The sequence below is a fragment of the Halomonas campaniensis genome (assembly GCF_014193375.1).
GTDB classification, from domain to species: domain Bacteria; phylum Pseudomonadota; class Gammaproteobacteria; order Pseudomonadales; family Halomonadaceae; genus Halomonas; species Halomonas campaniensis.
Genome location: NZ_JACHZF010000008.1, coordinates 38,639 through 56,420, shown reverse-complemented (window position 1 = coordinate 56,420; position 17,782 = coordinate 38,639). Strand labels below are relative to the sequence as shown.

At 69.3% G+C, this 17,782-nt stretch carries 15 protein-coding genes; 11 read left to right on the top strand and 4 right to left on the bottom strand.

Annotated elements, in window-relative coordinates; all coding sequences use genetic code 11:
- Positions 1-10 precede the first annotated feature (10 nt).
- The gene (locus BDK63_RS06660; RefSeq protein ID WP_183330586.1) at positions 11-2,461 is read right to left on the bottom strand and encodes an outer membrane beta-barrel protein; all 2,451 of its coding nucleotides are present in this window, start codon (positions 2,459-2,461) and stop codon (positions 11-13) included.
- Between the two features lie 315 nt (positions 2,462-2,776).
- Here BDK63_RS06660 and BDK63_RS06655 point away from each other — a divergent pair, with 315 nt between their 5' ends.
- From BDK63_RS06655 to BDK63_RS06620, 8 genes are all read left to right on the top strand, one after another.
- Positions 2,777-3,625: an ATP-dependent zinc protease family protein gene (locus tag BDK63_RS06655; protein ID WP_183330585.1), complete on the top strand. Its 849-nt coding sequence runs from the start codon at positions 2,777-2,779 to the stop codon at positions 3,623-3,625.
- A gap of 43 nt (positions 3,626-3,668) precedes the next feature.
- Positions 3,669-5,174 (top strand): UUP1 family membrane protein, encoded by a 1,506-nt coding sequence (locus BDK63_RS06650; RefSeq protein WP_183330584.1) that lies wholly within the window; start codon positions 3,669-3,671, stop codon positions 5,172-5,174.
- A gap of 5 nt (positions 5,175-5,179) precedes the next feature.
- Positions 5,180-6,169 (top strand): alpha-L-glutamate ligase-like protein, encoded by a 990-nt coding sequence (locus BDK63_RS06645; RefSeq protein WP_183330583.1) that lies wholly within the window; start codon positions 5,180-5,182, stop codon positions 6,167-6,169.
- A gap of 79 nt (positions 6,170-6,248) precedes the next feature.
- Positions 6,249-6,701: a transcriptional repressor gene (locus BDK63_RS06640; protein WP_183330582.1), complete on the top strand. Its 453-nt coding sequence runs from the start codon at positions 6,249-6,251 to the stop codon at positions 6,699-6,701.
- Between the two features lie 40 nt (positions 6,702-6,741).
- Positions 6,742-7,182 (top strand): phosphoribosyl-AMP cyclohydrolase, encoded by a 441-nt coding sequence (gene hisI / locus BDK63_RS06635; RefSeq protein WP_183330581.1) that lies wholly within the window; start codon positions 6,742-6,744, stop codon positions 7,180-7,182.
- 1 nt (position 7,183) lies between these two features.
- Positions 7,184-7,537: a membrane protein insertion efficiency factor YidD gene (gene yidD, locus BDK63_RS06630; RefSeq protein WP_183330580.1), complete on the top strand. Its 354-nt coding sequence runs from the start codon at positions 7,184-7,186 to the stop codon at positions 7,535-7,537.
- A gap of 124 nt (positions 7,538-7,661) precedes the next feature.
- Complete coding sequence (locus BDK63_RS06625) at positions 7,662-8,246, top strand: DJ-1/PfpI family protein (protein WP_183330579.1); 585 nt, start codon at positions 7,662-7,664, stop codon at positions 8,244-8,246.
- Positions 8,247-8,334: 88 nt separating this feature from the next.
- Positions 8,335-8,715: a ribbon-helix-helix domain-containing protein gene (locus BDK63_RS06620; protein ID WP_183330578.1), complete on the top strand. Its 381-nt coding sequence runs from the start codon at positions 8,335-8,337 to the stop codon at positions 8,713-8,715.
- On the opposite strand, the gene BDK63_RS06615 is transcribed toward BDK63_RS06620, so the two are convergent.
- Positions 8,712-9,137 (bottom strand): SufE family protein, encoded by a 426-nt coding sequence (locus tag BDK63_RS06615; RefSeq protein WP_183330577.1) that lies wholly within the window; start codon positions 9,135-9,137, stop codon positions 8,712-8,714. The two genes, BDK63_RS06620 and BDK63_RS06615, sit on opposite strands and share 4 nt — an antisense overlap.
- An 80-nt stretch (positions 9,138-9,217) precedes the next feature.
- Positions 9,218-10,402 (bottom strand): tyrosine-type recombinase/integrase, encoded by a 1,185-nt coding sequence (locus BDK63_RS06610; protein WP_183330691.1) that lies wholly within the window; start codon positions 10,400-10,402, stop codon positions 9,218-9,220.
- 247 nt (positions 10,403-10,649) lie between these two features.
- On the opposite strand from BDK63_RS06610, the gene BDK63_RS06605 reads away from it, so the two are divergent.
- Complete coding sequence (locus tag BDK63_RS06605) at positions 10,650-11,681, top strand: DNA-binding protein (RefSeq protein WP_183330576.1); 1,032 nt, start codon at positions 10,650-10,652, stop codon at positions 11,679-11,681.
- A 28-nt stretch (positions 11,682-11,709) separates the two neighbouring features.
- Here the strand turns inward: BDK63_RS06605 and nfuA are convergent, their stop codons facing one another.
- Positions 11,710-12,300 carry a Fe-S biogenesis protein NfuA gene (gene nfuA / locus BDK63_RS06600; protein ID WP_183330575.1) on the bottom strand — a complete coding sequence of 197 codons (591 nt, stop codon included), beginning with the start codon at positions 12,298-12,300 and terminating at the stop codon, positions 11,710-11,712.
- Positions 12,301-12,639: 339 nt separating this feature from the next.
- On the opposite strand from nfuA, the gene metH reads away from it, so the two are divergent.
- Together metH and BDK63_RS06590 are read left to right on the top strand one after the other, a co-directional pair.
- Entirely contained in the window at positions 12,640-16,347 is a 3,708-nt protein-coding gene (gene metH / locus BDK63_RS06595; RefSeq protein WP_183330574.1) for a methionine synthase, read from the top strand.
- Positions 16,348-16,400: 53 nt separating this feature from the next.
- Positions 16,401-17,729: an MATE family efflux transporter gene (locus BDK63_RS06590; protein ID WP_183330573.1), complete on the top strand. Its 1,329-nt coding sequence runs from the start codon at positions 16,401-16,403 to the stop codon at positions 17,727-17,729.
- Positions 17,730-17,782 lie beyond the last annotated feature (53 nt).

The window sequence follows — 17,782 nt, the reverse complement described above, 5'->3', positions numbered from 1 at the left end:
CCAGGCCCTGTCAGAACCGGTAGCTCAGCCCCAGCCGCATCAGTCGCTCCTCGCTCTCCAGCCGATCCACCCCGGTGCCGTAGTCGACCTCGACGTCGTCATAACGGGTCTGGGTCAGCTCCATGCGCAGGTGCAGGTCATCGCCGACGGGCACCTCGAGGCCGCCGCCGAAGCGCCAGCCCTGCTCGGTCTCGTCCAGATGGATCCGCTGCTGGCCACGGGCGTAGCGGGTCTCGAAGTCGGTCCAGGCCGAGCCGGCCAGCAGGTAGAGGAGGGCGCCGCTGTCGATGACATAGCCGGCACGCAGCGCCAGGCCCAGGCTCGACTCCCGGTCCACCGAATAGGTGCGGCCATTGGGCAGGCGCTCGTGGTTCCAGGTGATGTCGCTGACCTCGGCATCGACTTCGCCGCCCAGGTAGATCCGGCCGAAGGTCCTGCCGTAGCCGGCATGCAGGCCCGCCAGGCCGCCGCTGTCGCCGAACTCGGCGGCCAGCTCGGTGGGCGCGGTGCGCGGGCCGCGCAGGTCGGTGACCAGGCTGCCGTAGCCCGTGTGGGCGCCCAGGTAGAAGCCGTCATGGGCGGCCGGTGCGACCGGGGCCCGTTCGCTGGCCTGGCGCCAGGGGTGCCAGGCGAGCCCGAGGCGCATCAGGCTCTCCTCGAAGGTGAAGTCGTCGCGGGCGTCTCCCGTGCCGATGTCGATGTCGTCGTAGTTGGTGTAGCTGTAGTCCATGCGCAGGCCCAGGGTGGTGGCCAGCGGGACCTCGAGGCCGCCGCCGATCCGCCGACCGTCGTGCCACTGCTCGTCCTGAAGGTTCTCGCCGCCCTCGGCGTAGCGTGCGTCAAAGCGGCCCCGCACCAGGCCGAAGCGGCCGTAGACGGCATTGCCGCCGGCCAGCAGCCGGTCGACGCGCAGGCCCAGCCCGACGTCGCGCTGCTTCTCCACCGAGAAGGCCCGGCCATCGCCGCTGCGAACATGCTCCCAGCCGGCACCGGTCTGGTCCGATTCGAGCTCCAGGGCCAGCCGCCAGTCGTCGAAGGTCAGCGCGTAGCCGCCGAACAGCCCCAGCGTCTCGCCGGTATCGCGGAAATCGGCCCGCAGGCTGCCGTTCTGGCCGGTGGCCCGGGGGCCGGCCTGGGCGGTGGCCCGGGGGCCGGCCTGGGCGGTGCCCACCTCGCCGAGCCCGCCCTGCAGGCCGAGATAGAAGCCGCCCAGGGTGTCGGTATGGCGTGCCGCGGCCAGTAGCGCGGCTTCCTCGTAGCCGCGCTCCAGCTGGGTCCCCAGGCTGACCATCAGGCGGTTGTTGTCGAAGTCCTCGGCGGGCTCGCTGGAGTCGCGCTGCAGGAAGTCGTAATCCACGCCCACGAAGAGGTGCGGGTTGAGGTAGTGGCGCAGGCCCATGCCCAGCCCCAGCAGGTTGTCGTTGCGGGCGGTGCCCCGGTAATCGTGGTCGCTGTAGCTGGCCCGGGCGCTGAGCGTCAGGTCGGGGCGGATGGCGGTGGTGAGCTGCGCGCTGACGCCGGTGCGAACGTTCCCCGAGGCGCCCTCGATGGTGGTCTCCTCGATGGTGCGATCCAGCCGGGCGATGAGGCGGTTGGGTAAGCCCTCCGGCTGCCAGCGCAGCTCGGCCCCGGCGTCGAAGGTGCTGATGTCATCCAGGCCCGGGTCGTCGTAGTCCTGCTCCATCCAGCCGCCCATGAGCTCGGCGTGGAGGTCGGTGCGGGGGCGGTAGATCAGCCCCGCGCCGGCATTGTAGCCCTCGGAATCGCGATCGATGGCGCCCGGGTCGTCGTAGTCGCGCACATCCACTGCCGCCTGGACGAAGGGCTCCAGGCGGTCGGAGAGGCGGTAGCCGAAACGTCCGCCGATGGTGGTCATCTGGCGATCCCGGTCGTCCTGGAGGATGGTGGTGCCGCCGGCAGCCGGCACGTTATCGAAGTCCAGCGACTCCCAGGTGCCGCCCACGCGGCTGGTGATGCGGCCGAAGGTGTGGTTGACCCCGACAAAGGCGCCGACGCGATCATAGCGGGTCGGCTCCTCGCCATTGACGTCATCCGGCGAGGAGCGCTCCTCGTGGCCGCGCGCCAGGGAGACGCCGCCGAACAGGCTGCCGGCCTGGCTATAGGCGAAGCGGCCTTCACTTGCCAGCCGCCAGTCGGTGTAGTTCTCGCTGCCGAACTCGTGGTACTTGCCGCGCTGGGCATCGCCGCGCAGGCGTACCTCGTGACGCTCGCCGCTGCCGACCAGCTCGGCAAAGGGCGAGACGAGGGTCACGGTGTCGGAGCGACGGTTCTCGCGCTCGTAGAAGACGTTATCGTTGTATTCGTTGGCGACGCTGACGCCGACGTTGTGGGTCCAGTTGGTCGCCTCCTGGGCCATGGCGTCACTGGCCAACGCGATGGCCAGGGACAGCGGCAGGATGGCGAAACGCGACGCCGGAGCGGGGTGCCTTGAATGCCTCATGGGAGTGTCCTTGCCGGTCCAGTCATTGGGGGTTCCCTCGAGTCCGGGCAGGTGATGCCGGAACTCATCCCGCAGCATGGCACGCTTTTAGGTCCTTGGATGTGAGGTCCATCAATAATTCCCATGATAAAGCTGACCATGTCTTTAGTGCGCATAATGTATATTATGTTAAATCGATGATGTCCGAGAATGCCTCGGTGACATTCCCTTACGCGACGGGCGCCATTCTTGACACGCTTTGCCGCTCCCCCGTTGGACAAGCCTGCCGGCGACTCCTTATCATCATGCCACCCATTCAAGGAATGCCCTTGCCTAATGCGCCTACGCCTGCTGCTCACCGGAGCCCTGTCCCTTGCCTTGCTGCTGGCCGGCTGTGCCCTGCCCATCGAGCCCTCGGAGCCGGAGCCCGTGCTCGGCCCCGATGCGTTCCATTTCCGTATCGACCGCCTCGAGGCCGACCTGGCGGCCCGCTGTGACCTGACGCGCCAGAGCGTCGAGGCCCAGACCCGCCGCCAGGACTCGCTCAGCGCCGACGTTCGCGAGGTCGGCAGCCTGCTGCGGCACCTGCGGGCCGATATCGAGCGCCTGGAGCGCGCCGATAGTGACCCCATGGTGATCACGCGCGAGTGCGCCGCCGACGAGCTGGGGCTGGCCAACAAGGCCGTGGTCGGCCGCAGTGAGTGGATCGGGCTACCCGACGTCGGGACCTACCTGAAGGCCCGCGTCGATTCCGGCGCCCAGACCTCGTCCCTCTCGGCCAGCGAGATCACCCGCTTCGAGCGCGACGGCGAGAACTGGGTCCGCTTCAAGCTCGGCCTGGCCGAGGATGACGCCGTGGTCGAGGGGGTGCGCGACGAGTGGATCGAGGCCCCCATCGAGCGCCGGGTGCGCATCCTGCAGGCCGCGGGCCAGGAGTCCCGGCCGGTGGTCAGCCTGATGATGACCCTCGGGCCGATCCGCGAGCCGGTCGAGTTCACGCTCAACGACCGCAGCCACCTCAACTACCCGGTACTGCTCGGCAGGCGTTTCCTGATGGATATCGCCGTGATCGATGTGGCCGAGGCCTACCTTCACGACCGCCCCGAATTCCCCGGCGGGCGCCCGGCAGAGGAAGCCGAGCTCGACGAGGAAGATGATCGAGATGACGATGACGAAGAGGCCTGAGTGTCAGACCCACTCGGGCCCCCTCTCCCTGCAAGGATGACCCATGTCACGACTGCCCTTCTATCTGCTCGTCGGCCTGCTGCTGGTGGCCGGGATCGGCCTGAGCGTCCATCGCCACGTCGCCCTCGAGGTTCCCTGGACGCCGGGTGAACAGCGCCAGGTGTGGGAGGTCGAGGCGCTGGTGAACTTCAATGCCCAGGGTGGCCCGGTGCTGGTGGACATGGCGCTGCCGTCGAACCAGCAGGGGTTCCGGCTGCTCACCGAGCATACCGCCTCGCCCGGCTTCGGGCTCTCCTTCCTGGAGGAAGGCGGCGCCCGCCGCGCCCAATGGTCGATCCGCGAGGCCACCGGCAGCCAACAGCTCTACTATACCACCCAGCTGCTGGTCGCCCCGGACTCGCGGCCGCCCGAGGTCACGCCTCCGCCACTGCGCCGCGATATCGTCTGGGAGCGTCCCCACGATACCGCCGCCGCCCAGGTGATCGAGCGCGCCTGGAGCCGCAGCGCCGACTCCTTCACCTTCGCCCGGGAGCTGATCCGCGACTTCGGCGATGAGCGCCAGGGCGAGAACTCGCGCCTGCTGCTGACCCAGTTCGAGCGTGGCCCGCTGCTGGTGCGCCTGCTCAACCAGGCCGGCGTGCCCGCACGGGAGGTCAGTGGCCTGCTGCTGGAGGACGGGCGCCGGCGCCAGACCCTGGCCAACTGGGTCCAGGTCTTCGACGGCGAGCGCTGGGCGCTGTTCGACCCGGCCACCGGCGAGCAGGGTCGGCCCGACAACCTGCTGCTCTGGGAGTCCTCCGGCCAGGCCGTGCTGGAGGTCCAGGGCGGGACCAACTCGCGGGTCACCTTCTCGATGCTGACCCACAACCAGCCCGCCGCGGCCGCGGTGCGCAACCAGCTGGCCGAGGACACCCTGCTCAACTTCTCGATCCACAGCCTCCCACTGGAGGAACAGGCGCTGTTCCAGACCATCCTGCTGATCCCCATCGGCGCCCTGGTGGTGGTCATCCTGCGCGTGCTGGTGGGCATCAAGACCTCGGGCACCTTCATGCCCGTGCTGATCGCCCTGGCCTTCATCCAGACCACCCTGATCACCGGGCTGGTCGGCTTCCTGCTGATCGTGGCGGTGGGCCTGGTGATCCGCAACTACCTCTCCTACCTGAACCTGCTGCTGGTGGCCAGGGTCACGGCGGTGATCATCACGGTCATCGCCATCATCTCGCTGTTCTCGGTGCTCTCCTACCGCTTCGGCCTCAATGCGGGGCTGACCATCACCTTCTTCCCGATGATCATCCTCTCCTGGACCATCGAGCGGATGTCGATCCTCTGGGAGGAGGAGGGACCCAAGCAGGTGCTGATCCAGGGCGGCGGCAGCCTGCTCACCGCAGTGATCGCCTACCTGGCCATGAACAACCCCTGGGTGCGCCACATCACCTTCAACTTCCTGGGGGTGCAGATGATCCTGATGGCGCTGATCCTGCTGCTCGGCAACTACACCGGCTACCGGCTGCTCGAGCTGCGTCGCTTCAAGCCGGTCACCGAGGATTGAGCGCCATGTGGACTTCCCCCGGCAAGCTGCGCGACAAGGGCATCATCGGCATGAACCGGCGCAACATCCGCTACATCGGCCGCTACAACAACCGGCGGCTCTACCCGCTGGTGGATGACAAGCTGAAGACCAAGCTGCTGGCCCAGGAGTACGGCATCACCACGCCGGCGCTGATCGGCACGGTCACCACCCAGTTCGGCGTCAAGCAGCTCGACGCCATGCTGCACGGCCACCGCGGCTTCGTGATCAAGCCCGCCAAGGGCAGCGGCGGCAAGGGGATCCTGGTCATCGAGCACGTCGAGGATGGCGCCTACGTCAAGCCGAGCGGGGCTCGGCTGGGCCTGGGCGACCTGGAGCGCCATGTCTCCAACATCCTCTCCGGCCTCTACTCGCTGGGCGGCTCGCCCGACGTGGCGGTGATCGAGGCGCTGATCAACTTCGACGAGCGACTCTCCGAGTACACCTACGAGGGGGTGCCCGATATCCGGGTGATCGTCTTCAAGGGCTACCCGGTGATGGCGATGATGCGCCTCTCCACCGCGGCATCGGACGGCAAGGCCAACCTGCACCAGGGCGCCGTGGGGGTCGGGCTGGACATCGCCACCGGCACGGCCATCCGCGGCGTCCAGTTCGACCGCACCCGTCACGACCATCCCGATACCGGGCACGAGCTCGCCAGCCTGCATATCCCGGACTGGCGCACCCTGCTGCTGCTGGCCGCCGGCTGCTACGAGATGACCGGGCTCGGCTACCTGGGCACCGACATGGTGCTCGACCGCGACCTGGGGCCGATGCTGCTGGAGCTCAACGCCCGTCCCGGCCTGGCCATCCAGATGGCCAACGGCGAGGGACTGCGCAATCGGCTCGACCTGATCGAGCGGCAGCCGGAGGGCGTGGCACCCGAGGCGCGGGTGGCCTTTGCCCAGCAGCACTTCGCCCGCCGCAGCGAGCTCGAGACGAGTGCCGAGGTCGCCACCGTGACCGAGCCCGGCTGAGCCCGCGTGACGGGCCGACTGGCCCGGCACGCCGGCGGTGCGTAGAATATTGCCTTCCACTTCGCCACCGCAGGCCGACATGACCGACTCCCATGCCCTGCTGCACCAGGCCGAACGGCAGTGCCAGCAGCGTGGCGTGCGTTTCACGCCGATCCGCCGCCGCGTGCTGGAGATGATCGCCGACACGCCGGGCAGCCTGAAGGCCTATGACCTGCTCGACCGCCTGGCCGCGGAACACGCCTCGGCCCGGCCGCCGACGGTCTACCGTGCCTTGGAGTTCCTCATCGACCAGGGACTGGTGCACCGCATCGAGTCGCTCAACGCCTACGTGGCCTGCCCCTGCCCCGAGCACGCCCATGGCTTCCAGCTGCTGATCTGCCGGCTCTGCGGCCGGGTCGAGGAGCTGCACCTCGATGAGGTGAACGCCCAGCTGTTCCGGCGCGCCCGCGAGCTGGGCTTCTGCGTCGAGCGCCAGACCATCGAGCTGCTGGGCCACTGCGAGGCCTGCCACGGCGCCGCGCCGGCGTTCTGATCGCCACGCCACCGACATCGACCAACCCCGGACACCCGCCATGCAAGAACCCTTCAAGGCCCTGGAGCGGGCCGAACGCGACAGCCGCCGCCCGATCGGCGAGATCCTCGAGGCGATCCGCTTCAACCATGACGGGCTGATTCCCGCCATCGCCCAGCAGCACGACAGCGGCGAGGTGCTGATGATGGCCTGGATGAACCGCGAGGCGCTGGAAGAGACCCTGCGCACCGGGCGGGTCTGCTACTGGTCGCGCTCGCGCGGCAAGCTGTGGCGCAAGGGCGAGAGCTCCGGCCAGCAGCAGCACCTGAAGGGTGCGGCCCTGGACTGCGACGGCGACACCCTGCTGCTGCAGGTGGACCAGACCGGCCCCGCCTGCCACAGCGGGCGTCGCAGCTGCTTCTACGTGGCCCTGGAGGGCGACGCGGCGCGGGTCACCTCGGCCCCGCTGATCGATCCCGACACCCTCTACGGAAAGGGCTGAGATGCCCTGCCTCGTCGCCTGGCTGGCCCGGCTGGTGCGCGCCCTTCGCCGCAGCCTGGGGTGGCTGATGATCGCCCTGGTCAAGGTCTACCAGGTCACGCTGAGCCCGCTGCTGGGGCCGCGCTGCCGCTACTGGCCGAGCTGCTCGAGCTACACGGTGGAGGCGATCCAGGTGCATGGGCCCTTCCGGGGCGGCCTGCTGGCGGCGCGGCGCATCGCGCGCTGCCACCCGGGCTGCGAGGGCGGCATCGACCCGGTGCCCGGCGGCCCCAGCGAGACGCTGTGTCGCGAGGACCCGGAGCTCGATGAGCAGTTCAGGCCGCGTGAGCCCGGCGACCGCGCCGAGCGGCGCTGAGCTCCCCCCAGGACCCACGGCCTGTAGTAGCCGGCTAACACCCCGGCATCGCATGCCTGTGCCAGACTGACAGCGTAAGCTCCCCTGTTATACGACTACGACAACCCTGCAAAGGAGATACGCCATGTCCGGTCAACGGCTGCTGATGCTGTGCGGTGACTTCGTCGAGGATTACGAGATCATGCTGCCCTTCCAGGCCCTGCAGGCGGTGGGCCACCGGGTCGATGCCGTCTGCCCCGACAGGAAGGCGGGCGAGAGCATTGCCACCGCCATCCATGATTTCGAGGGCGACCAGACCTACACCGAAAAACCGGGGCATCGCTTCACCCTCAATGCCGACTTCGCCACCGTCGACCCGGCCGTCTACCAGGGGCTGGTCATTCCCGGCGGCCGCGCCCCCGAGTACCTGCGATTGAACGAGTCGGTGATCGCCCTGGTGCGCCACTTCTTCGAGGCCGACAAGCCGGTGGCGGCGATCTGTCACGGCGCCGAGCTGCTGGCCGCCGCCCGCGTGCTCGAGGGGCGCACCTGTTCCGCCTACCCCGCCTGCCGCCCGGAAGTGGAGCTGGCCGGCGGCCGCTACGCCGACATCGCCGTGGATGCCGCGGTCACCGATGGCAAGCTGGTCACCGCCCCCGCCTGGCCCGCCCATCCCGACTGGATCGCCCAGTTCCTGGCCGTGCTGGGAACGCGCATCGTCCACGCCTGAGCCCCCTGAGCCCCCGCCTTGCGGCGCCTGCCGTCCGCCCTCATGATGAGCTCGCGGGCGACGGGCCCGCCAGGCAGGAGACGGCATCATGTGCAGACTCTTCATTGGGGCCGATCCCGACCAGTGGGAGGCGCAGACTCGCTCCATGCGACTCGACGGCCTCTGCACCAGCGTGCGGCTGGAGCGTTTCTTCTGGGAGGTGCTCGAGGAGATCGGGCAGCGGGACGGGCTCAGCCTGAGCCGGCTGGTGACCCGGCTGTCCCGGGAGAGCGCCGAGGCGGGTCACGATCCCGCCAATTTCGCCTCCTTCCTGCGGGTCTGCTGCGGCCGCTATCTGGCGCTGCAGCTGGCCGGCGAGGTGCCGCGGGAGCCGGACTCCCCCATCGCCGACCTGGACGCGGAGGCGATCCTGGATCGCGAGCGCGGGAGACGCATGGCCGCCCGGGCGGCAGCACAGGGTCAGGCCTAGGCGGCCTCGTCCTCCGCCACCTCGTGAATGCGCTTGAGCATGGCATGCAGGCCGTTGCTGCGGGTGGGCGAGAGGTGCTTGTCGAGGCCCAGGTCCTCGAGGAAGTGCGGGCTGGTGTCGCGGATCTCGGCGGCGGGCCGATCGTTGTAGATCCGCATCAGCACGGCGATCAGGCCGGAGACGATGGCGGCATCGGAGACGGCGTCGAAGTGGATCACCTCGCCGTCCCGGCGGTGGTGCATCCAGACGTTGGACTGGCAGCCCTGGATCTTGAGCTCGGCGGTCTTCCACTCCTCCGGGAAGGCGGGCAGCGCCTTGCCCATGTCGATGATGTACTGGTAGCGATCCATCCAGTTGTCGAACATCGCGAACTCGTCGATCAGCGCCTGCTGGGCCTGTTCGGCGGTGGTCTCGGTCGTCATGGGAGCTCCTTGAGGGTCGATGGCGGGATTATACCGGCTTCGGCCTGCCGGGGTCAGGCCTGGCCCCGTCTCCCGCGCCATTACCCGGCGCCGGTGTCCGGCTCCTGCTGGTCCAGGCCATGTCGGGACTGCTGGCGATGCCAGGCCTCGTCCTCGGCGTGGAGGTAGCGGGAGGTGGTGTCCAGCCGTGAGTGGCGGGCGGTGGCGGCCAGGTAGCGCAGCTCCACCCCGGCCTGGGCCTGGTGGGTCAGGGCGGTATGGCGCAGCCAGTGGGGGGTGGCGGCGGCCAGGCGCATGGCCCCGGGGCGGCCGCCCTCCCCCTGCTCCGCTTCCAGCGTCTCGGCGGCCTCGCGGAAGGTCTCGCGGATCAGCCGGTAGAGGCGGTTGTCGCCGATGCCGCGCCGGCCGTCCAGGGCGCGCAGCAACGGCGTGGCGTCGTCGGTCTGCGGCGTCGCAGCGAGCCCCAGGGCGAGGCGCCACTCCGTCAGCAGGGTCGCCATGTCGGGCGGCACCGGCACCCGCGCGACCTTGCTGCCCTTGCCTGTCACCCGCCACCACCAGCGGCCCTCGCGCCGATGGAAATCCCCCATGCACGCCGCGCTCATCTCGCTGATCCGCGGGGCCAGCAGGTAGGCGAAGCCGAAGATGAGGCGGCGGCGCTGCCACTCGTAGCGCACCCTGGGTGACGCGCCCTCCTCCACCGGCCGGTTGAGCCAGGCCCAGAACCAGCCCCAGAGCGGCCGCTCCAGATAGCGTTCGATGTCCGGCTGGCGGTTGTCCAGCCGCCGGCGCTTGTCCCGCATCAGCCGGAAGGGATTGTGGGCCACCCAGCCCGCCTCGACGAGCCAGGCGAAGAGGCCCTGCAGGATCACCAGGCTCTGGCGCCGGCTGGCCGGCGACAGCGGGCCCCGGAACGGCTTCCAGTCGGCGGCCCGGCGCGGCCGGGGCGGCCCCACCCAGCGGTGGCGCGGCACCGGGTCGGCCAGGAAGGCCTCGAAGGCATCCAGGTGCTCGCGCCTCACCTCGGCAAGGCCGAGGCCCTGCTCGCCCAGCCACAGCAGCAGGCGCTCCGCCTCCCGCCGATAGGCGCTCAGGGTGCGCGGGCTGGCCCGGTACTCCGCCAGCCACCGGGCCACCGCCTCGGCGTCGCTGCGCGCGGCGATATGGGCGCCCTGCCCGGCGGCCGGAAGCTCCACCAGGCCGGGTACGGCGTCCGCCGGCACCGGCTCACGGCCCGCACTGTGTACTCCTGGCTCCTCTTTCATCCTGCCCATAGCGCCTTGCTCCTTGCTCCTTGCTCCTTGCTCCTTGCTCCTTGCTCCTTGCGTGCCAGTATCCCTGCCCCTCCCATGGAAAAGCAAGATAAGCCGCGTAATCTTGAATTTGTCACGTGGTTTGTAATGTAAACTACATAATACGTATCATGTAAAAACCTTCCCCTTGCCGGGCATGCCGCGCTATGCTGCCGCCATCCATGGGGCCCCTGGGCCATGACCGGACAAGGAGAGCGAGATGGCGCGCAGCGGCGTGCAGTACGAGGATGTGCAGCGGGCGATCGACGACCTGCTGGCTCGCGGGGAGTCGCCCAGCGTGCAGAAGGTGCGCGAGGTGCTGGGCACCGGCAGCTTCACCACCATCAGCGACCACATGCGGGAGTGGCGCGTCCGGCGCGAGGCGAACCGTGACGTGCCCCCGCCCCGCGGCATGCCCGCCGCCCTGCAGGAGCTGGCCGAGGCGCTGTGGCACAAGGCCCAGGAGGCCGCCAACGAGGCGCTGGCCCACTATCGCGAGGAGGCCGACCGGCGCGCCGAAGAGGCGCGCGAGCAGATGGCCGAGGCGCAGCGGCGCGCCGAGGATGCCGAGCAGCGGGAGTCGGCGCTGGCCGCCCACCTGGCCGGTACCGAACGGCGCCTGGAGGAGCGCAGCGCCGCCCTGGCGCGCCGCGAATCGGAGCGCGAAGCCCTGCTCGAGCAGGAGGGCCGGATGGCATCGCGCCAGGCGCAGCTCGAGGAGACGCTGGCGCGGCAGCAGCAGCAGATGGAGCAGCAGGCCGGCGAGCACCAGCAGGCGCTGGCCGAGCGCGACACCCGGCACGGCGAGCGCCTGGCCCAGGAGGAGCAGCGCCACGAGAGCGCCGAGGCGCGACTGATGGGGCTGCTCGACGAGGCGCGCCAGGAGCGCCAGGCGGCGGAGAAGGCCGCCGCGGCCCGGGAGGCCCAGCAGGACCGGCGGCTGGAGCGCCTCGAGGCACAGCTCCAGGAGGCCCGGGGGCGGCTCGCCGACGAGGAGAAGCGCCACCGGGAGGTCGACTGGGCCCGGCGCCAGGCGGAGGAGCAGCTGCGCACCCGCCAGCACGAGCAGGAGCTGCTCCAGGCGCGCATCGACGAGCAGAAGCGCCTGCTGGAGGAGCAGGCGAGGCGGCTGCGTGACCTGGAGTCACAGCTCCACCGCTGCCTGTGGCAGACCCCGCCGGCTCGGGAGGCGCGTGACGAAGACGACGAAGGCCCCGCCGCAGCGGAGCCTTCAGGGAGAATCGGGGAGTAGCGGGAGGCGCCCGCCTCCCGGTCGCGTCCTAGCGGTAGTAGGCGTTGGTGGTGTCGGTATGGTCGGTCACGTCGCGGATGCCGGCGAGCTCCGGGATGCGCTCCATCAGCGTCTTCTCGACGCCCTCCTTGAGGGTCAGGTCCACCGCCGCACAGCCCTGGCAGCCGCCGCCGAAGGCCAGCACGGCCACCTGCTCCTCGGTCAGCTCGACCAGCTTGATCTCGCCGCCGTGGGCCGCGAGGCCGGGATTGATCTCGCTGTAGAGGATGTAGTTGACGCGATCCTCCAGCGGGCTGTCGGCATTGACCTTGGGCATCTTGGCGTTGGGGGCCTTGATGGTCAGCTGTCCGCCCATGCGGTCGGCATTGAAGTCCACCACCGCCTCCTCGAGGAACGGCAGGCTGTTCTTGTCCAGGTAGACCCGCAGCTTGGGCAGCTCCAGCGGCTCGTCGGTGGGCTCTTCCTCGCCGGGGCGACAGTAGGCCAGGCAGGTTTCCGCGTAGGGAGTGCCCGGCTGGGTGATGAAGATGCGCACGGCGATGCCCTCGACGTTCTGCTTCTCGAGCAGCTCGGCAAGGTAGTCCTGGGCACTGTCGGTGATCTGGATCGGTTCGCTCATGGGATTCTCGCTGGTCGGGCCGCGGCGCGGTAACGGGGGGTACGTCTCGAGGCCGCGTGCCGGGAATGTCATGCCCCAATGGTAAGCGAGGCGACGCGATGAGACAATCCCGAGTGAATTGCTCGGTTTTTGAGCGGAGGGGCCGCGGGGCCTGCTCCCTACTGCCCTGAGCCGTCGCCTTTTGCTAACATGGTGGGCTTATCCGGCCGCCGATGCCTCCCGCGACGCGGTCGCCTGCCACTGGTGGCACGCCCTCCGAGCCTGGGGGCCGAAGGGCGCGAAGAAGCCCGCCGCCAGCCGAGTCCCCGACGCTGAACACCCTGGAGATTGACCCGACCCATGGCCGCCGTTCCTACCGCCCAGACCGCCACCCTGACCGACAGCCTGTCCCGACGCATCCTGATGCTCGACGGCGGCATGGGGACCATGCTGCAGAATGCCGGCCTCTCCGAGGACGACTTCCGCGGCGAGCGGTTCGCCGACTGGCCGAGCGACCTCAAGGGCAACAACGATCTGCTGGTGCTGACCTGCCCGGACCTGGTGACGCGGATCCACCGCGAGTACCTGGAGGCCGGGGCCGATATCGTCGAGACCAATACCTTCAACAGCACCCGCCTCTCCCAGGCGGACTACGGCATGGAGTCGCTGGTCCCCGAGCTCAACCGCGAGGCGGCACGCCTGGCCCGCGAGGTCTGCGATGCCGTGGCCGAGGAGACCGGCGTGCCGCGCTACGTGGCCGGCGTGCTGGGGCCGACCTCGCGCACCGCATCGCTCTCCCCGGACGTCAACGACCCGGCCAGGCGCAACGTCACCTTCGATGCGCTGCGCGAGAACTACCTCGAGGCCGCGGAGGCGCTGGTCGAGGGGGGCGCGGACCTGATCCTCATCGAGACCATCTTCGACACCCTCAACGCCAAGGCGGCGATCTACGCCCTGGAGGAGCTGTTCGAGGCCCGTGGCGAGCGGCTGCCGGTGATGATCTCCGGCACCATCACCGACGCCTCCGGTCGCACCCTCTCCGGCCAGACCACCGAGGCGTTCTGGAACTCGGTGCGCCATGCCCGCCCCCTCACCGTCGGCCTCAACTGCGCCCTGGGCGCCGAGGAGCTGCGCCCCTACCTCGAGGAGCTGGCGACCAAGGCGGACACCTTCGTCTCCGCCCACCCCAATGCCGGCCTGCCCAACGAGTTCGGCGAATATGACCAGACCCCCGAGGAGATGGCGGCCATCGTCGGCGAGTTCGCCGCGAGCGGCCTGGTGAACGTCATCGGCGGCTGCTGCGGCTCCACCCCCGAGCATATCGCCGCCATCCACCGGGCCATCCAGGGCCTGGCGCCGCGCGCGGTGCCCGAGCGCCCGCGGGCCTGCCGGCTCTCGGGGCTCGAGCCGTTCAACATCGGGGCCGACTCGCTGTTCGTCAACGTCGGCGAGCGCACCAACGTCACCGGGTCGGCGCGCTTCAAGCGCCTGATCGTCGAGGAGGACTACACCACCGCCCTGGAAGTGGCCCTGGAGCAGGTGGAGAACGGCGCCCAGGTCATCGACATCAACATGGACGAGGGCATGCTCGAGTCCGAGGAGGCGATGGTGCGCTTCCTCAACCTGGTCGCCGGCGAGCCGGACATCGCCCGGGTGCCGATCATGATCGACTCCTCCAAGTGGGAGATCATCGAGGCGGGCCTGAAGTGCGTGCAGGGCAAGGCGGTGGTCAACTCCATCTCGATGAAGGAGGGCGAGGAGGCCTTCCGCGAGCAGGCCACCATCTGTCGTCGCCACGGTGCCGCCGTGGTGGTCATGGCCTTCGACGAGGTGGGCCAGGCCGACACCTTCGCCCGCAAGACCGAGATCTGCCAGCGCGCCTACCGGATCCTGGTGGACGAGCTGGACTTCCCGCCGGAAGACATCATCTTCGACCCCAACATCTTTGCCATCGCCACCGGCATCGAGGAACACGACAACTACGCAGTGGACTTCATCGAGGCCACCCGCTGGATCCGCGAGCACCTCCCCCACGCCATGGTCTCCGGTGGGGTCTCCAACGTGTCGTTCTCCTTCCGCGGCAACAACCCGGTGCGCGAGGCGATCCACTCGGTGTTCCTCTACCACGCCATCCGCGCCGGCCTGTCCATGGGCATCGTCAACGCCGGCCAGCTGGCGGTCTACGACGACCTGCCGGAGGAGCTGCGCGAGGCGGTGGAGGACGTGGTGCTCAACCGCCGCAGCGATGCCACCGAGCGCCTGGTGGACCTGGCCGAGAAGTACAAGGGCGACGGCAGCGGCGCGGCGAAGAAGGAGGACCTCGAGTGGCGCAGCTGGGAGGTCGAGAAGCGCATCGAGCACGCGCTGGTCAAGGGCATCACCGCCTACATCGAGGAGGACACCGAGCAGGCCCGAGGCCGGGCCGCCCGCCCCATCGAGGTGATCGAGGGGCCGCTGATGGATGGCATGAACGTGGTCGGCGACCTGTTCGGCGCCGGCAAGATGTTCCTCCCCCAGGTGGTCAAGTCGGCGCGGGTCATGAAGCAGGCGGTGGCCTATCTCATTCCCTACATCGAGGCCGAGAAGAGCGAGCTGGAAAACCAGCAGGCCAAGGGCCGGATCGTCATGGCCACGGTGAAGGGCGACGTCCACGACATCGGCAAGAACATCGTCGGCGTGGTCCTGCAGTGCAACAACTACGAGGTCATCGACCTCGGCGTCATGGTGCCCGCGGAGAAGATCCTGCAGACGGCACGGGAGGTGAATGCCGACATCATCGGCCTCTCCGGCCTGATCACCCCATCGCTGGACGAGATGGTCCACGTCGCCAAGGAGATGCAGCGCCAGGGCTTCAGCCTGCCGCTGATGATCGGCGGGGCCACCACCTCCAAGGCGCACACCGCGGTGAAGATCGAGCCCGGCTACGAGCACCCGGTGATCTATGTCACCGACGCCTCGCGGGCCGTGGGCGTGGCCGGCAAGCTGCTCTCGCCGGGCCTCAAGGAGGCCTACGTGGCCGAGATCCGTGCCGAGTACGAGAAGGTGCGCGAGCGCAACGCCAGGCGGCGCCCCAAGGCCGCCGAGCTCAGCTACGCCGAGGCCCGGGCACGCAAGTTCACCGTCGACTGGACCCACTACACCCCGCCTCGCCCGGCCTTCACGGGCCTCAAGGCGTTCGACGACTATGACCTCGAGGAGCTGATCGAGCGCATCGACTGGACGCCCTTCTTCATGAGCTGGCAGCTCTCGGGCAAGTACCCGAAGATCCTCGATGACGCGGTGGTCGGCGAGGCGGCGCGCCACCTGTTCGACGATGCCCGGGCCATGCTGCGCAAGCTGATCGACGAGAAGCGCGTCCAGGCCCGCGGCGTGATCGGCATCTGGCCGGCCAACAGCGTCGACGACGACGTCATCGAGGTGTATGCCGACGAGTCACGCACCGACGTGGTCGAACGGCTGCACCATATCCGCCAGCAGACCGCCAAGAACCGTGATGGCGTCTGCTATAGCCTGGCCGATTTCATCGCCCCGAAGGAGAGCGGCAAGCCCGACTGGATCGGCGGCTTCGCGGTGACCACCGGCCACGGGGTGGAGGCACTGGCCGAGCAGTACAAGGCGGCGGGCGACGACTACAACGCCATCCTGGTGCAGGCGCTGACCGACCGCCTGGCCGAGGCCTTCGCCGAGCGCATGCACGAGCGGGTGCGCAAGGAGTTCTGGGGCTACGTGCCCGAGGAGTCGCTGGACAACGAGGCGCTGATCGCCGAGAAGTACCAGGGCATCCGTCCGGCGCCGGGCTATCCGGCCTGCCCGGACCATACCGAGAAGGCTACCCTGTTCCGCCTGCTCGATGCCGAGGCCAACAGCGGCCTGACGCTTACCGAGAGCTTCGCCATGTGGCCGGCGGCGGCGGTGGCCGGCTGGTACTTCTCCCATCCGCAGTCGAAGTACTTCTCCACCGGCAGGATCACCCGGGACCAGGTGGCAGTGATGGCCGAGCGTAAGCAGATGACCCTGGAGGAGCTGGAGCGCTGGCTGGCGCCGGTACTCTCCTACGACCCGGCCTGAGCCCAGGCCGCCGGCACCCGCTGGCGGCCTCGATTTCCGACCAGCGGATGCCCATGCTGCCCGAGCCCACCCGACGCCAGAGGATCCTGCGCCTCGCCCTGCCGATCATCGCGGGGATGCTGTCGCAGAGCCTGATCAACCTGATCGACGCCGCGCTGGTGGGCTCGCTGGGCGAGGTGCCGCTGGCCGGCGTGGGCATCGGCGGCTATGCCATGTTCATGATCACCGCCCTGGTGTTCGGGCTCTCCTCCGGCGTGCAGGCCCAGACCGCGCGCCGTCACGGCGAGGAGGACTGGGAACGACGTGCCATGCCGCTCAATGCGGGCCTGGTGATCGCGGTGATCGCCGCCCTGCCGATCACCCTGCTCTGCCTGTGGCAGGCGCCCCGCCTGCTCGCCCTGCTCAACCAGGACCCGGCGGTGAACGCGGTGGCGGTGGAGTACTTTCGCTGGCGGGTGCTGTCGCTCTCCGCGGTGGCGATGATCTTCTGCTTCCGCGGCTACTGGAACGGCATCCAGCAGACCGGCATCTACCTGCGCATCATCCTGGTCATGCACCTCATCAACGTGCTGGCCAGCATCGGCCTGATCTTCGGCCACCTCGGGCTGCCGGCCATGGGGGCCGCCGGGGCCGGCGCGGGAACGAGCCTGTCGCTGTTCGCCGGCCTGGCAATCTGGGCGGTGCTCAGCGCCCGGCACGCCTCCGCCAGCGGCTTCCTCGCCGGGCTGCCGCGGAGACTCACCTTCTTCACCACCCTGCGCCTGGCCATGCCCCACTCCTTCCAGCAGCTGTGGTTTGCCGCCGGCTACGCGGTGCTGTTCTGGATCCTCGGCCAGATCGGTACCGCCAGCGTGGCCGTGGGCCATGTGCTGGTGAACCTGTCGCTGCTGCTGATCCTGCCCGGCGTGGGGCTCGGCATGGCCGCCATGAGTCTGGTCGGCCAGGCGCTGGGGCGCGAGGCCCACGGTGACGCCCACCGCTGGGGCTGGGAGGTGGTGCACCTCGCCTGGCTCTGCCTGGCCGCCCTGGCCCTGCCCATGGCGCTCTTCCCCGACCGGGTGCTCGGCCTGTTCCTCCACGACCCGGCACTGATCGCGCTCGGCCGGCTGCCGCTGCAACTCACCGCGCTGATGATCGTGCTCGATGCCGCGGCCCTGGTGCTGGCCCAGGCCCTGCTGGGTGCGGGCGCCAACCGCACCGTGATGACCACCACCCTGAGCCTGCAGTGGCTGGTGTTCCTGCCGCTCGCCTGGTGGGTGGGCGTGGGCCTGGAGCAGGGGCTGCTCGGCATCTGGTGGGCCCAGCTCGGCTACCGCTGCCTGAATTCGGCCTGGTTCGCCGCCATCTGGCAGCGCCGCCGCTGGCAGCAGCTGAAGATCTGACGGCGGTCCGGGTCCAGCGCCCGGCCGGTAATTACTTTTTGCATAAAAACTAT